This is a genomic window from Faecalicatena orotica, from assembly GCF_003149245.1.
GTDB lineage: Bacteria > Bacillota > Clostridia > Lachnospirales > Lachnospiraceae > Faecalicatena_A > Faecalicatena_A orotica.
In genome coordinates, this window is record NZ_QGDL01000008.1 from 131,863 (window position 1) to 147,980 (window position 16,118).

At 44.6% G+C, this 16,118-nt stretch carries 14 protein-coding genes; 12 read left to right on the forward strand and 2 right to left on the reverse strand.

Annotated elements, in window-relative coordinates; translation table 11 throughout:
* Window positions 1-18 precede the first annotated feature (18 nt).
* From A8806_RS13750 to A8806_RS13800, 11 genes are all read left to right on the forward strand, one after another.
* Window positions 19-1,179 carry a sugar ABC transporter permease gene (locus tag A8806_RS13750; RefSeq protein ID WP_109731782.1) on the forward strand — a complete coding sequence of 387 codons (1,161 nt, stop codon included), beginning with the start codon at window positions 19-21 and terminating at the stop codon, window positions 1,177-1,179.
* A 9-nt stretch (window positions 1,180-1,188) separates the two neighbouring features.
* The gene (locus tag A8806_RS13755; RefSeq protein ID WP_242996084.1) at window positions 1,189-2,301 is read left to right on the forward strand and encodes a mandelate racemase/muconate lactonizing enzyme family protein; all 1,113 of its coding nucleotides are present in this window, start codon (window positions 1,189-1,191) and stop codon (window positions 2,299-2,301) included.
* A gap of 12 nt (window positions 2,302-2,313) precedes the next feature.
* Window positions 2,314-3,756, forward strand: coding sequence for an aldehyde dehydrogenase family protein (locus A8806_RS13760; RefSeq protein WP_109731783.1), 1,443 nt, complete (start codon window positions 2,314-2,316; stop codon window positions 3,754-3,756).
* An 18-nt stretch (window positions 3,757-3,774) separates the two neighbouring features.
* Window positions 3,775-4,653, forward strand: coding sequence for a sugar phosphate isomerase/epimerase family protein (locus A8806_RS13765; protein WP_109731784.1), 879 nt, complete (start codon window positions 3,775-3,777; stop codon window positions 4,651-4,653).
* Window positions 4,654-4,675: 22 nt separating this feature from the next.
* Window positions 4,676-5,974, forward strand: coding sequence for a class II aldolase/adducin family protein (locus tag A8806_RS13770; RefSeq protein WP_109731785.1), 1,299 nt, complete (start codon window positions 4,676-4,678; stop codon window positions 5,972-5,974).
* 24 nt (window positions 5,975-5,998) lie between these two features.
* Window positions 5,999-6,454 carry an RpiB/LacA/LacB family sugar-phosphate isomerase gene (locus A8806_RS13775; protein WP_109731786.1) on the forward strand — a complete coding sequence of 152 codons (456 nt, stop codon included), beginning with the start codon at window positions 5,999-6,001 and terminating at the stop codon, window positions 6,452-6,454.
* 58 nt (window positions 6,455-6,512) lie between these two features.
* Window positions 6,513-6,977, forward strand: a complete 465-nt coding sequence (locus tag A8806_RS13780; RefSeq protein ID WP_109731787.1) for an RpiB/LacA/LacB family sugar-phosphate isomerase — start codon at window positions 6,513-6,515, stop codon at window positions 6,975-6,977.
* Between the two features lie 42 nt (window positions 6,978-7,019).
* Window positions 7,020-8,507: a rhamnulokinase gene (locus A8806_RS13785; protein WP_109731788.1), complete on the forward strand. Its 1,488-nt coding sequence runs from the start codon at window positions 7,020-7,022 to the stop codon at window positions 8,505-8,507.
* A gap of 15 nt (window positions 8,508-8,522) precedes the next feature.
* A complete protein-coding gene (locus tag A8806_RS13790) occupies window positions 8,523-9,980 on the forward strand; it encodes an aldehyde dehydrogenase family protein (RefSeq protein ID WP_109731789.1) in 1,458 nt (485 codons plus the stop codon).
* 30 nt (window positions 9,981-10,010) lie between these two features.
* Window positions 10,011-10,886, forward strand: a complete 876-nt coding sequence (locus A8806_RS13795) for an N-acetylneuraminate lyase (protein WP_109731790.1) — start codon at window positions 10,011-10,013, stop codon at window positions 10,884-10,886.
* Between the two features lie 136 nt (window positions 10,887-11,022).
* On the forward strand, window positions 11,023-12,738 hold the full coding sequence (locus A8806_RS13800) for an AAA family ATPase (protein WP_109731791.1): 1,716 nt from the start codon (window positions 11,023-11,025) through the stop codon (window positions 12,736-12,738).
* 87 nt (window positions 12,739-12,825) lie between these two features.
* Here the strand turns inward: A8806_RS13800 and A8806_RS13805 are convergent, their stop codons facing one another.
* Both A8806_RS13805 and A8806_RS13810 read right to left on the reverse strand, forming a co-directional pair.
* Window positions 12,826-13,065, reverse strand: a complete 240-nt coding sequence (locus A8806_RS13805; RefSeq protein WP_181368723.1) for a hypothetical protein — start codon at window positions 13,063-13,065, stop codon at window positions 12,826-12,828.
* A 571-nt stretch (window positions 13,066-13,636) separates the two neighbouring features.
* Window positions 13,637-14,500, reverse strand: coding sequence for a tyrosine-type recombinase/integrase (locus A8806_RS13810; protein ID WP_109731793.1), 864 nt, complete (start codon window positions 14,498-14,500; stop codon window positions 13,637-13,639).
* A gap of 218 nt (window positions 14,501-14,718) precedes the next feature.
* Here A8806_RS13810 and A8806_RS13815 point away from each other — a divergent pair, with 218 nt between their 5' ends.
* The gene (locus tag A8806_RS13815; protein ID WP_181368724.1) at window positions 14,719-16,095 is read left to right on the forward strand and encodes a sedoheptulokinase; all 1,377 of its coding nucleotides are present in this window, start codon (window positions 14,719-14,721) and stop codon (window positions 16,093-16,095) included.
* Window positions 16,096-16,118 lie beyond the last annotated feature (23 nt).

The following is a 16,118-nucleotide window of genomic DNA, read 5'->3' on the forward strand; positions in this document are numbered from 1 at the left end:
AGAAAGGAAGTATTTTTGATGAGAGAAAAAAGAGCGAATATCACAGGCGTGCTATATAAAAACAGCCTGTTGATTGAGTTGATTATTATTTTTGCATTGTTTAGTTTTCTTACAAATGGAACCTTTATATCAACAAGAAACCTGTCCAATTTAATGATGCAGGGTGTTACGTGTTCGATTATCGCAATTACGATGACACTGGTAATCGTATCCTGCAACTGTGATCTTTCGGCAGGGACAGCCTTGGGATGCATGGGAACGATTGCTGCCGTGATTCAGGTAAAGGCGGGTTTTGGGACCGCGGCAACACTATTGGTGGTTGCGGCATGCAGTCTGGTTTTAGGATTGTGGCATGGATTCTGGATTGCGTATAAAAAGCTTCCGGCATTCATTGTAACCCTTGCAACACAGCTGGTTCTGAAAGGGATCATACTTGCAGTCGGAAACGGGGCCTCTATTGGACCGATGTCGGATAGTTTTTCAAAGTTCGGCAGTTCCTATCTCCCAAATCTCGGTGAAAGCTCCGTACATATTACAAGCCTTGTTATAGCGCTGGCCGGATGTGTAATCTTCATTGTTATAAGCGTCCGTGGTGAAAAAAGAAAAATACAGCAGGGATTAATCGAAGCAAACTGGAATAAGAAGATCATTAAAATAGTGATAGTCGTTGCTGCAATCTTTGTTGTTTCCGGGATCTTTATCTTCTATAAGGGCTTCCCCTATGCGATTGTTGTTTTAACAGCCCTTGCGGCAGTGTTCCATTATGTCGTCAACAATACGGTTTTCGGCCGGTATGTCTTTGCGGTGGGCGGCAATGCGGAGGCGGCCAAATTGTCAGGAATTAAGACGGAGAAAATCAATATGCAGATTTATATGCTTCACAGCCTGATCGTAGGTGTTGCAAGCGTAATTTATCTCGGAAGAGTCGGACAGGCTACGCCAACAGCGGGTACATCATTCGAATTCACAGCGATTACAGGCTGCGTAGTCGGCGGAACAAGTATCTTAGGAGGAAGAGGAACGATTGTCGGTGCGGTAATAGGAACGATGCTGATGGCAAGCCTGGACAACGGAATGAGCCTGCTGAATATGGGCCAGAGCAGTCAGTATATTGTGAAGGGACTCGTATTAATGCTTGCAATCGCAATGGACGTTATCTCCAGATCCAAGAGAGGATAGAAAGGATATATGATGAATCATAAAATCAGAGATGTAAAGGTACATTTAGTATCTATGCCGGTACAAGGCGGATTTTCCGACGCAACCAGAAAAGTCGAAACGATAGGGTATACGATTGTCCGTGTTATCACGGAGGATGGTTTAGAGGGATTCGGTGTTACATACCATGAAGTCGGCGGAGAGGCAACAAAGCTGCTGATAGAAAAAAATATCGCCCCCAGAATCATCGGGAGGTACCCGTTTGAAACGGAAGTAATCTGGGCAGATATGTTCCAGTACCTTCGGGGCGTCGGAAGAAAAGGGCTGATGTTTTGTGCACTTAGTGCGGTGGACATCGCGCTTTGGGACTTGAAAGGAAAAATAACGAATCTGCCGCTTTACCGCCTGTTCGGTGGAAATAAGAAAGAGGTACCAGTATATGGAAGCGGCGGCTGGACGTCCTATTCAGATGAAGAGTTAGTGGAAGAAATGAAGGAACTCGTATCCCGGGGCTATCAAATGATTAAATTCAAGGTTGGGTTCAATGGAGGAAACAGTCCGTCCAGGGATGTGGAGCGTGTGCGGAAGGTACGAGAGGCTGTGGGGCCAGGTATCGGGATTATGCTGGACGCCAACAACTGCTGGGATGCGGCAGCGGGGGCCAGATTTGCAAACCGTGTCAAGGACTATGACATCATGTTTCTGGAAGAACCGGTATTTGCCGATGATATTCCGGGGCTTAAAAAATTTAAAATGTCCACGGACCTGCCGCTTGCAACAGGTGAACATGAGTATACGAAGTACGGCGTCAGGGATCTGGTTATCAATCAGGCCGCGGACATTGTGCAGCTCGACGGGACGAGGGCGGGCGGTTTTACAGAGATGCTGAAAGTGGCAGCGGTTACACAGGCGTGGAATTTAAAATTTGCACCGCATGCAATGGAGAATATACACATCCACCTCGTGAGTGCGTGTACAAATGCGCTGTTTCTTGAAAGATTACTCTTATTTGAAGAAATTACAAGAAACATTTATGTGGATGCACCGGAGCCGGTCAGTGGCATGATGACGATTCCGGACAAACCGGGTCTTGGTCTGGAATTAAATATGAATTTTATCAATGAATATGATGAAAAGCTTTAGGAGGAATGTAAAATGCAAATGCTTGTAGGAAACGAATTCAGAGATTCCAGCGACGGACATGTCATAAATATCGTGAATCCGGCATACGGCACCGTGATTGATACTGTTCCAGCCGCGACATATGAAGACGTTAAGCTGGCGATTGATACGGCGGTCGAAGGACAGAAAATGTGGGAAGAAATGACAATCCGTGAACGCACACAGAAACTGAAAAAGTTTGCTTCTCTGTGTCTGGAACGCCGGGAAGAATTAGGAAAGATTCTGGCAATGGAATCGGGAAAACCGTTTTGGAAAGAAGCTGTCTGGGAACTTGATTCTGTAGCATACACGATTGAAGGCTCCTGCGAAGTGGCGAAACACTATTACGGGAAGACAATGCCGATTGGAACTGAGCCAGGGTATGACCATGATATTCAGTTTACGATTCACGAGCCGTTGGGTGTGCTTGCCTGCATCATCCCATATAATTTCCCGCCTGCAATCTGGTCATTTAAGGTAGGGGCAGCGCTTGCGGCCGGTAATGCGGTGATTGTAAAGGCACCGTCCTATAATCCGCTGACACTTTTAAAACTGCATGAAATGCTTGTAGAGTCAGGTGTTCCGGCATCAGTCGTGCAATGCATCACGGGAAGGGGCAGTGAGATCGGAAACTGGCTGATGGCGGATGAGCGCATCGCCGGTGTAAACTTTACCGGCAGCACAGAGGTGGGAATTGATATTGCGAAGAATGCCTGCAAAAATCTGATTCCGTATCAGTTTGAATTAGGCGGCAACGACCCCTTCATTGTATTTGAGGATGCAGACTTGGACCTTGCAGTAAAAGAAGCCGGTGACCAGTGCCGGAACAACAGGCAGTGCTGTACCGGTTCAAAGCGGTTCATCATCCACAATTCCCTGAAAAAGGAGTTTATTGAGAAGCTGATAGAAGAGTACCTCTGCAAGGAAGTTCAGGGTGATCCGCTGGATGAGAATGTGACAATGGGGCCCATGATCAGTGAAAAAGCGGCAAAAACAGTTGAGGAGCAGGTGAAACTAACCGTAGAACAGGGAGGTGTCGTTATTTACGGAGGAAAACGAACAGGGGCATTCTTTCAGCCAACGATTATTGACCATGTAAGCCCGGATACTGATATCGCGAGGGATATGGAAGTATTTGGCCCTGTGTGGCCGATCATCGGATTCGATACATTTGAAGAGGCAGTTGCAATTTCAAATCATTCCAGATATGGATTAGGCGGCGGTGTTTTCTCGAGAGACATAAAGACATGCATGAAAGCTGCAAAACAGCTGAAGACAGGACACATTGCCATCAATGGATCAGGAAACTTCCGTGCGGCAGAGCTGCCTTTCGGCGGTGGAAAGCGTATGAGCGGAAACAGCCGGGAAAGCTTGTCAGCGGTTATGGATGAGGTGACACAGAGCAAGTCAATCGTATTGAGATACGTTCTGGAATAGTGAGGGTTTGCAAAAAATATGAAATTTGGAATTCACTACATATACTGGAGAAAAGATTTAGACTGTAAATCATATCTGCCATATGTTGAAAAAGCAAAAAAAGCAGGATTTGATGCACTGGAGTTAGGAGACTACCTTTTTTTCGAGATTTCTGATCATGACGTGACAGAGTTGGCAAAGGCAGCCCAATATTATGATATCGAGCTTGCACTCGGACTGGACCCGCCTGCGGGTTCCTGGCTGACTTCCTTTGATAGGGAGGAAAGAAGAAAAGGAATTGAATTCTATAAAAAGGCTTTTCCCAGAATGGAAAAACTGGGGATCAAAGCAGTTGGCGGAAATATGCTGAATGCCCCGTTCACGGCCCCATATGATAAATACCATGAAAAAGAATATGAATTTGCCATAGATTCTATCCGGAAAATAGCCGGGGCAGCGAAGGGATATGACATTGGGATTAACGTAGAAATTGTAAACCGTTATGAAAGCCATATTATAAACACAGCTGCGCAGGCAAAAAGGATGCTGGATGAGATTGATATGCCAAATGCAGGAATGACATTGGATTCCTTTCATATGAACGTGGAGGAATCCAGTTATACGAATGCAATATTGACGGCCGGCGGCAGGCTGGGACATTTTCACCTCATGGAAAACCACAGAGGCATTCTCGGGACGGGGCATCTGCCGTTAAATGAGTTTCGGGATGCGCTGCACTATATTCATTATGATGGCATTTTAACGATGGAGTGTCTTGTAAGGGCGGGGGGTTCCTTAGGCGACTGCTGCAGGATATGGAGGGATATGACGAGATGGGCGGACGAAGCAGGACTCGACGAACAGGCATCACAGTCGGTACATGCAATGAAGTATTTGTTTGCTGAAGGTAATCGGTAGATAGGGAAGAGAGGTATGAAACATGCTAGAAATACAGGCACTGCATCCGGCAGACCAGATCTGTAACATTTTAAAAAGAATCTATGACAGTGATCTCACCACACTGACAGGCGGGAACGTATCGGTAAGGGATGATGACGGCGTCATATGGGTATCTCCGACCGGAATAGATAAAAGTGACTTAAAGAGAGATGATATCGTCAGGATTCTTCCGGATGATACGATAATCGGGAAATGGAAACCGACTTCGGAATACAGGATCCATGTAGGAATCCTGAGGACACGTCCGGAAATGCGGGCTGTTATTCACGCACACTCACCGGCCCTGGTTACAATGAGCGCTGTCCATGAACTGCCAAAGACACAGGCGTTATTCCCATCATTTCAGGAGGTGGGAGAACCAGGAATGTGTGAATATGGAATGCCGGGTACACTGAATCTGGTTAAGTGCGTGATGGATGTTTTTAAACGGGGGTACGATGCTGCTGTTCTAAAAAATCATGCTGTATTTCTTGCCAGCCGCGTCAGCCTGTATGATGCATTTGCAAGAATTGAAGAATTTGATTTTAATGCAAGAATCCAGTTAATTGCAGAGGCCGAGGATAAAATTACTTCTCAGAGCAGTGTGAAAATGAAGGAAATGACAGAGAAACTGGAGGCAGAAAAATTACCGGGGACGATGAAAAGAGAGGGGTATTCAGAGAAAGAACTGGATCTCAGGAGGACTCTAAAGCTCTTAGCCCGCCGCGCAAATCTGAAGAAACTTTTTAACGCCAGATTTGGGTGTATTTCAGCCCGTGTTGATGAAAAGAGATTTTTAATTTCACCGGAGTACAGAGATAATGCATATATTGATGAAGGCGACTTCGTCCTGGCAGAAACAGGACGGTGCGAGGAAGGGAAAGAAGCAGATGCCTACAGTAAATTACATGGATTAATCTACGAGAAACATCCGGACATACAAGCTATCATTATGGCGGCCCCTGCATATGCATCGGTTTACGCGGTAACAAAGCAGGAATATGAAGTAGCCCTGATTCCTGAGTCGTACGGGGTGCTTAGGAGTTTTACACATATATCTTTTGAGGAAATGCTGGGAGACTGGGACAAGATTGCCGAAAAGGCCGGGATTGAACATATACCGTTTTTTGCCCTTGATAATACAGGGATCATGGTAATGGGCGATAATCCGTTGTTAACGTTTGATAAGCTGGAGGTTGCCGAGGGCACTGCGTTGTCAATTCATTATGCAAAGACATCGAATAAGGCGATTAAAGCCATGACTTCTGACATGAAAGAGGAGCAGGATAGTTTGAGTTAATAAGAAATAATAGGAGGAAATGAAATGCGCCGTGGAATAAAGATAATGATTGGGTGCGATATTTGCGCCCATGATTTGAAGGAAGAGTTAGTAAAAGCAATGAAGGAAAAAGGATATGACATCACTGATGCAGGCACGTCAAGTGCAGACGGGGGAGACTTTTCAGATGCGGCGGAAGTTGTCTGCAGAGGGATACAGTCAGGTGAATATCAGAGAGGTATTTTGATTTGCGGAACTGGAATCGGGATGTGTATTGCGGCAAATAAATTTAAAGGGGTCCGGGCGGGACTTGCATATGACGTTGTTCCGGCGGGCCTTGCGAGTCAGGATAATAATACGAATGTACTCTGTACTGGAGTGTGGCTCGCGGAAAACTTCGAAAAGTGCCTGAAAATGATTGAGACATGGATTCTCGTCCAGTATACAGGCCGTGATGTGGAAGGAATGGAGAGGGCCGCATATATCGAAAGCAGCATGTAAAGCAGGGGTAAAGAACAGATAAAGCAGGCTATATTATAAATGGAAGGAATGGATCATTATGAGTCAGAAATTATCAGTGATTATTGGCTGTGACGGAAGCGGTTTTCCGCTGAAAAAAGCTGTTGCAGAAGCACTTTTGGAAGAGGGATATGAGGTAAAAGATATAGGAAGTTATCAGGACAATGAGGGTTATTATCTGGATGCTGCCGAGCCTGTATGCAAAGCAGTCCAGACAGGGGAGTATGACAGGGGAATCCTGATTTGCGGGACCGGACAGGGAATGAACATTTCTGCAAACAAGTTTTCGGGAATCCGTTCAGCTATTGCGTATGACGTTTTTGCGGCAAAAATGTCCCGTGCCGATAATAATACAAATGTGCTTTGTACCGGGGCGTGGATGATGTCTCCGGAAGACGGCGTAAAAATGGTTAAAGTGTGGCTGAATTCGGATTACTATGACACAAACGTTTATGGGTTGAAAAGGGTAGAAGAGTTTGAAAAGGAAATGAAACAAAAACAATAAAAAAGATATATATTCATTTCTTTATAAATCAGGGAGGTTTCAATGTCTGCAAAATATTATTTAGCAATGGATTTTGGCGCAAGCACGGGCAGGGGCATTTTAGGAAAACTGGACGGGGAAAAATTAGAGCTTCAGGAAGTCCACAGGTTTCAGAACTATTATGTCCCGGTACAAGGGAAATGTTATTGGGATATATTCAGGCTGTTTCATGAGATTCTGGTTTCCTGCCGGAAGGCCAAGGCAGTGTGTGGTGGGGACCTCGTTAGTCTTGGGATTGATACATGGGGAACGGACTACGGGCTGATTGACCGGACCGGACAGCTGATTGGCAGCTGCCGGTGTATGCGGAATGCAGACAGTACCTTTGTTGATCTGATTCAGGAAAAGATAACACCGGAAGAACTTTTTTACAGGACCGGAATACAGACGATTTATGGAAATACGTTGTTCCAGTTGTTTGAAAGAGAATACTGCAAGGACCCGGCATTAAAAGAGGCGTCCAACCTACTGATGCTTCCTGATCTTCTTGCATATTTTCTGACCGGAGAGATGAGACATGAATATACAATGGCGTCGACTTCTATGATGTACAATCATCGGGATAAGCAATGGGACAGGGATATGCTGCGTTCACTGGGACTGCCGGAGGAGATTTATTCGGATATCGTGATGCCCGGAACTGTCCACTTTGATGTTGTACCGGATGTTCTGGAAGAAACAGGTTTGGAAAAATTGAAGTACGTGCCTGTAGGAACACATGATACGGCATCGGCGGTTGCGGCCGCACCGCTCCACGAAAACGAGGCTTTCTGTTCAAGCGGGACATGGTCACTTCTGGGAATAGAATTAGAGAAGCCAATTATAGACAAAACTGTATATGAAGCTAATTTTTCGAATGAAGGTACCGTGGACGGTGGAGTCCGGCTTCTGAAAAATATTATGGGAATGTGGATACTGCAGCAGGTGGTGAAAGAATTTGAGAGTCAGCAGATTTTTTACAGTTGGGATGAAATCGTAAAACAGGCTTCCGCGGCAGAACCATTCAGGTCTTTTATTGATGTGGAGTCTCCGGAGTTCTATCAGACAGGAAACATGACCGGGAAAATCCGGGGTTACTGTGAGCGAAGCTGTCAGGCAGTGCCGCAGTCGGTCGGTGAACTGGCAAGGTGTGTGTATGAAAGTCTGGCCATGCAGTACCGCATCACATTCCGGAAATTAGAAGAGATCGCTGGCCACTCCTTAGATGCACTGCGTATCGTGGGTGGCGGCAGCCAGAACCGGATGTTGAACCAGTTTGCTGCAAATGCCATAGGAAAGCCAGTATTTACAGGTCCTGTTGAAAGCGCCTGCATAGGAAATCTTCTGGTACAGGCGAAAGAAGACGGTGAAATCGGCTCTTTCAGGGAAATCCGGCGGATTGTGGAAAATAATTTTGAAACAGAAAAGTTTGTACCTGTGGATTGTGGGCTGTGGGACAGAGGATTTATAAGCTATATGGAGGCAGTTGATAAGGTGCAGGATCACAGATAAGGAGTGAAAATATTTATGAACATGTTAATAAACGGGGAATGGGTGGAGTCGGCAGACAAAGAAACGATAGATGTGACAAATCCATATACAGGGGAGTTACTTGATACGGTACCGGCAGCAGGAAAGGCTGATGTTGATTTCGCAATCCAGTCTGCTGTGGAAGGACAGAAAATATGGTATCGCCACAATATACGTGAGAGAGCAGGAATCCTGCGCAGATTTCTGGAACTGGTAAAAGAAAACAGGGATCTTCTGGCGAGGACACTTACGTTAGAGACCGGAAAGCCGGTATTTGACTCTTATGGAGAGATTGACTCCGTATACATGACATTTGAAAGTGCAATCGAAATCGTAAAGCACCAGTATGGAAAAACTATGCCAATGGGCATTGAAGGCGGTTATGATGACGACCTTCAAGTGACGGTACATGAGCCGTTAGGTGTGATTGCGTGTATCGTCCCATTCAACTTTCCGGCTGCATTGTGGGCGTTTAAGGCGGGTCCCGCACTGATGGCGGGAAATGCAGTCGTCGTGAAACCGGCCACGTCTAATCCACTCTGTGTTTTAAAATTAATGGGACTTCTGGCGGAGGCGGGAGTGACCCCGCAGGCGGTACAGTGTCTCACCGGAAGAGGTTCCCTGGTTGGAAATTGGATCGTCGAAAATCCGATGATTGCACAGGTTAACCTGACAGGCGGCGTAAAAGCCGGTATCGAAATTGCAAGGAAGGCGGCGGAGAACCTTACCGATTATAAATTTGAACTGGGCGGGAATGATCCCCTGATTATCTGTGCAGACTGCGATATGGATCTCGCTGTCAACGAGGCCGGGGATAAGACCCGAAACGCAGGGCAATGCTGCTCCGGTGCGAAGCGGTTCATCGTACATAAATCAGTGAAGGAGGAATTCGTCAGGCGCCTGATAGAGGAACGGTTGAAAACGATTAAGACGGGAGACCTGTTGGATATGGAGACAGATTATGGGACCTTAATCAGCCCAGAAGCGGCAGCCGAAGTTGAAAATCAGGTGCAGCATACGATTTTGCAGGGGGCCCGGCTCGTATACGGCGGGAAAAGAGAAGGTGCCTTTTTCGAACCAACTGTCCTTGATCACGTTACGGTGGATATGGATATTGCGAGAGATATGGAAGTATTCGGACCACTTTTCCCGATCATTGAATTTGACACACTGGATGAAGCGATTGAAATTGCAGAGGCTTCTCACTACGGTCTGAGTGCAGGGGTGATTACGAATAATCTGCAGGATGCGATGAAAGTAGCGGGGGCTCTGAAGTCAGGAATGGTGGCAGTGAACGGATCGGGAGGTTTCAGGGCGCAGGAACTCCCCTTTGGCGGCGGAAAGAAGATGAGCGGAAACAGCAGAGAATGTATGTCCTCTGTGCTGGAAGAAGTGACTCAGGAAAAATCTATTATCTTCAGATATGCAATGAAAAAGTATAATGAGTATAAGTAAAAACCGCAGGGTTCAAGGAGGGAAGATACATTGAAAAAATTTGATGGTATATACACGGCACTGGTTACTCCTTTTGACCAGAAAGGAAGTATAAATTCCGGGGCAGTCCAGCGGCTTGTGGAAAGAAATATAAAACAAGGAGTTTCTGGATTTTATGTGTGCGGCAGCACAGGGGAATCTTACCTGCTTACGAAGGAAGAAAGGAAGTACCTTCTGGAAGCGGTCTGCGAGGCGGCAGGAAATGACGCAGACATACTTGTAAACGTAGGAATGTTTTCTACGGACTATGCCATAGAACTTGCCAAACATGCAGAGAAACAAGGAGTAAAGGCGGTTTCCTCCGTACCGCCGTTCTATTTTCCATTTACGATGGAGGAATATGTGGAGTATTATAGTGATCTGGCGGATTCTGCTGATGTTCCAGTACTTCTGTATAACATTCCGGCGATGTCCTCGGTCACATTCGCCGGCGATGATCTTAAACGCCTTCTGGCTAATGAGAAAATTACGGGGATTAAGCATACAAGTTATGACCTGTTTCAGCTCCAGCAGCTGATACATCAGTATCCGGAAAAAAATTTCTTTATCGGGCATGATGAAATATTTTTAAGCGCGCTTGCAGTGGGGGCGCATGCAGGAATCGGCAGTACATATAATATTATGGCCGGTAAATTCATAAAAATCAGAGAATTGTTCATGCAGGGAAAAACAAAAGAGGCGGCAGAGGTACAGAATGAAGTAAATAACGTTGTGTCAGCCTTATGTCGTGTCGGCATATTTAAAGGTATCAAAGAAATCTTAAAAATGCAGGGCATCGACTGCGGGTACTGCAGGAAGCCCTTTAAAAAACTGGATGATACGCAGAGGGCATTTTTGCTGGAGACTGCGGAGAGGAACGGATTGTGATTGCACGATTTGACAGAAACCCCAAAAGACTAAAAAGAAGAAAAACATAGTCCTTTTAAAGTTATAATGTGGTATACTAATTTTTATATAAGTTTAGCGACACATTTAACATGTTATGAAATAGGATGGTGCCATTATGTCAAGAACTGTTGGAATTGGTATACAGGATTTCGAAAAAGCCAGAAAGCAAAATGTTTTTCTGGTCGACAAGACAATGTTCATCAGGGATTGGTGGGAAAAGAAAGATGATGTTACACTGATTACGCGTCCCAGACGTTTCGGAAAAACCCTGACGCTGAGTATGGTAGAACAGTTTTTCTCTGTGAATTATAAAAATACCGATATTTTTAAAGGGATGAATATCTGGCAGGATAAGCAGTATCAGGAACTTCAGGGGAGTTATCCTGTAATTTCACTGAGCTTTGCAGGGATCAAAGGCAATACTTACGAGATGGCGAGAGATGGAATTATCCAGATTCTGATAAATCTATATGCAAAATGCAGTTTTTTGCAAGAGGGGGATTCTCTGAATCAGCAGGAGAAAGAGTATTTTAATTATGTAAAACCAGAGATGACAGATGCGGTAGCTGCTATGTCTCTGCAAAGGCTGTCCATTTGTATGCACCGTTATTACGGGAAAAAGGTATTAATACTGTTGGATGAGTACGATACTCCTCTGCAGGAAGCCTATTTATATGGGTACTGGGAGCAGCTGGCCTCCTTTATCCGGAGTCTGTTTAACTGTACCTTTAAGACAAATCCTTATATGGAACGCGGACTGATGACGGGCATTACAAGAGTAAGTAAAGAATCGATTTTTTCAGATCTGAATAATCTTGTAGTAGTAACAACGACGTCGGAAAAATATGAGAATGCGTTTGGCTTTACAGAAGCAGAAGTGGATGCAGCGCTGGAAGAGTATGGTATTTCAAACCGGAAGGAAGAGGTAAAGCGCTGGTATGACGGCTTCAGATTTGGAGACAGGCTGGATATGTATAATCCCTGGTCTATTATCAGTTATCTTGATAACCAGAGGGTGGGCCCCTACTGGGTAAATACAAGCAGTAATAGCCTGATAGCAAGTTTAATTCAGAAAGGATCCAAACAAGTAAAGGAGACCTTTGAACTGCTATTGTCCGGAAATACTATAACGACGGAATTTGATGAGCAGATTGTATATAACCAGCTGGATATAGATGAGAGTGCCATTTGGAGCCTGCTGCTTGCAAGCGGATATCTGAAAGTATGCAGTACGGAAATCCAAGAGACAAAGTATGGGGGATGGAGCCAGACGTATACGCTTGCAATTACAAATTTTGAGACGAAAGTAATGTTCCGGAACATGGTGCGGGATTGGTTCGCTTTAGCTGCATCAAACTATAATGATTTTATTCAGGCATTGCTGAAAAATGATATCAGTGCAATGAATGTTTATATGAACAGGGTCGCACTTGCAACATTCAGCTATTTTGACAGTGGAAGCAAGCCTCATGAAAGTGAGCCGGAACGTTTTTATCACGGATTTGTACTTGGACTCATGGTAGAACTCGAAGACCGCTATGTGATTGCGTCCAATCGTGAAAGTGGATTTGGCAGATATGACGTTATGCTGGAGCCGAAAGACAGGAAGGAGTCGGCTATGCTCCTGGAATTTAAGGTTCAGGATATGAAAGAAAAAGACTTGAATGAGACTGCTCAGGCGGCACTGCGCCAGATTGAGGAAAGAGACTATGCCGCATCTCTGAAAGCAAAGGGGGTATGCGAAGAAAGAATCTATAAATACGGATTTGCATTTCAGGGAAAGAAAGTATTGATTGCAGGCAGCACTCTAATGAATCAGGAAAACAACTGATGTAAACAAGAACAAATGTTCTGAATGTGCGCATTAAAAATTAAAACCTCACTGTGAGGTTTTAATTTTTATGTTTAGATTTCTAATTCAGTCATTTAGTTCATCTTCAATAAATAAATCTTTCCAGACGCGTTTCAATTTGAAATGGAGAATCATATTATATGGGAATCTGGTCTTATAAACAATATTTTTTGATTCCCCGCAGCAGCGGCATTCCATAGGATAGGAATAGATGTATACATTCTTCCTCTGTAAATTGACTCCAAGGGTCTCATTCAGACAGTTCCTGCAATATTTTAGTTTATGTACCGGATAATTCATCTTCACTTTCATGCACCTCTTTATTCCAGCCCCGGCCGCCATTAATACTTAGGAGGGATTAATCACGGCCGGGACATCTATATTAAACACAGCGTCATTTTGTTTATATGCATGAACGTATTTAAGCCGTTACGGTCACACCTTTCGGGTATGCACTGTAACGGCCGGAATGACTCAATGAATGACAGTACGTGCTTTGTCTCTGGCGATGCTTTCTGTGTAGACTGAGATCGCAGATACAGGAAGCGGCGTTGATTCTGTCATGGCATTTTCTATTGTCTTCCTCTTTTCTTCCTGTTTTATGGTTTAACAACATAATATTAGTTATGTTGTTAAAAAGCTTAATGGGGATAGAAAAGGTTACAACATAATATTAGTTATGTTGTAAATATTTAATATGATTTGTATTTTATATACCTTATAGCAGCTTTTTATCAACTAAAACTTGACACAATTTGACAAAACTGATAAATTATAAGATATAAATGCATGTTCATATGTATGCCTGACTAAAAGACTTCCTTAGTTTAACAACATAACTAATATTATGTTGTTAGACATTTAAGGGGGTTTTTTATTACTCAGGTGTAAGCCCCAGTTTCTGGATCTGATTTCTATAGGTTTCTTCTGTGTTTGCAGTATAAATTCTTGTCACATCAAGGCTGCTGTGTCCAAGAAGATCTGCCAGGCCGGCAATATCACTCGTAAGTTTATAATAAGACCGGGCAAAAAGGTGTCTTAGATTGTGTGGGAAGATTTTCTGTGCAGGAACCTTTGAGACGGCACAGAGTGCTTTCATTTCCCGCCACAGGTTACTTCTGTCTTTTGGTTTTCCATTTTTCGTTACAAAGATACAGCCCCGTACTATTCCGTTTTTTGATGCAAAGTAGAGTAATTCTTTTTTCAGTATTTGCGGGATTAAGATGGTCCGGCGTTTTCCCTTATTAGAAATGGTTATCGTACCTTTTTTTACACTTTCTACAGTGAAGAACATAAGTTCGCTTACCCTTGCCCCGGTTGCGGCCAGTGTCTTTATACTCATGGCCAGCTGGTGTTTTTTCTGGCTTTTGGCAGCCTCTATAAGGCGCTTGTATTCTTCTTTTGTCATTTCTTTTGCTTCCGGAATGAATAGCTGTTTTTGTACTTTTAGTCTTTTTACCTTCCACTTTCCAAAACCCATAAAATCCAGAAACTGATTTAGTGCCACGAGCATTGAATTAATACTTGTCACTTCATATTGGGGTTCCAGCCATTCCTTATATGCAACGATACATTTTTTATCAATCTGATAGTTCCTGTCCAGATATTTATAAAAAGTACGGATATCCGTCATATACTTAGATATTGTGGCTTTTGCATTTTCGCGTTCGTACAGATAAGCCTGAAAATCTGACAGGGCTGTCTCGGGATTAAAAGTAAATATTTCCGGTTTATTATCCATGATTACGCCTCCAAGGTATTTTATTTTGTATATGCTTATTAGTTTCTCCTGCAAAGTGTTTTTCATGCCTGATATTACCTGCTGTTACTGACTACAGATTAGCATGTTAAAAAATAGCAGCATTACCAATATTAACAAAATAACACAGACGATGTTGGAAATGGCAACATCATGTTGTATGATATATGTATATAAAGCAGGAAAGAAGGGGGATTTGTATGCGTGCAATGGGAATCGATATCGGCACTACGACCATTAGTGTGATTATGATAGACAAAGACAGTGGTAAACTTCTGGGCAGCAGGAGCGTGCCACACAATGCATTTTTAAAAGGGCCATCAGATTTCAACAGGATTCAGGACCCGGAAAAACTGTGGCGGTTAAGCGTCCGGGCCGCAGGGGAGATCATCAGGGAATATGGAAAACCAGACAGTATCGGCATGACCGGGCAGATGCACGGAGTTCTTTATGTGGATGAAGAGGGTGGGGCAGTGAGCCCCCTCTACACATGGCAGGACGGCAGCGGGAATGAATTTATGGAAGATGGGCGTACCTATGCACAGGTCTTGCGGGAAAAGGCCGGGGCGGCATCTGCCGGATATGGTATGACGACACATTTTTACCTCCGGAAAAAGGGGATGATCCCTGAAGCGGCACGGAAAATGACGACGATTAGTGATTATATTGCGATGAAGCTTTGCGGACGGGGAATGCCTTTTATCGTGCGGGACATGGCCGCAAGCTGGGGGTGTTATGATCTTCGGAAGGGTGATTTTTACAGGAAAGAGCTGGAGGAGTCAGGGGCAGATCCTGAATATTTGCCGGAACTACTGGATGAACATATCATAGTAGGGGTGACGGTAGAGAATCAGGAAGAAGGAATTCCAGCGGGCATTCCGGTTTCGGCTTCATATGGGGATAATCAGGCCAGTGTGCTGGGGGCAGCAGGAGATATATCGGACACGGTTCTCGTGAATATCGGGACAGGAAGCCAGGTATCCTTCGGAACGGACAGCTATCTGGAAACACAGGGGGCCATCGAACTGCGACCCTTTACAAAGCAGAGTTTTCTTATGGCCGGGTCCAGTCTGTGTGGAGGGAGGGCTTATGCGATGCTAGAAAAGTTCTACCGTGAAGCGGCAGGAGAAGGCAAAGAAAGATACAGCCTGATGGAAGAGCAGGCAAGAAGATTTATAGAGAAATATGGAAAGCATGAAGCATGGAAGATAAGGACGACTTTTTCAGGAACACGGGATAATCCAGAGGAAACAGGGAGCATTACCGGAATCAGTCCGCTGAATTTTCATCCCGGTGCCATGACAATCGGTATGATACAGGGAATTCTGGAAGAATTATACGAGATGTATGAAAAAATGTGCTGCATGACAGGCAAAAAAGCCGGCCGTCTGGTTGGGTCCGGAAATGGTATCAGGAGAAATGCACTCATGCGGGAAATCGCAGAGGAGATGTTCCGGATGCCGATGACTATTCCTGTATGTGAAGAGGAGGCCGCTTATGGTGCGGCGCTCGGGTCCCTTGTTTCAGCAGGACTGGCAGATACGATAGCCGGGATACGGCCGAACAGCAAAAACTGATGCAGATACCATTACTGTGCACA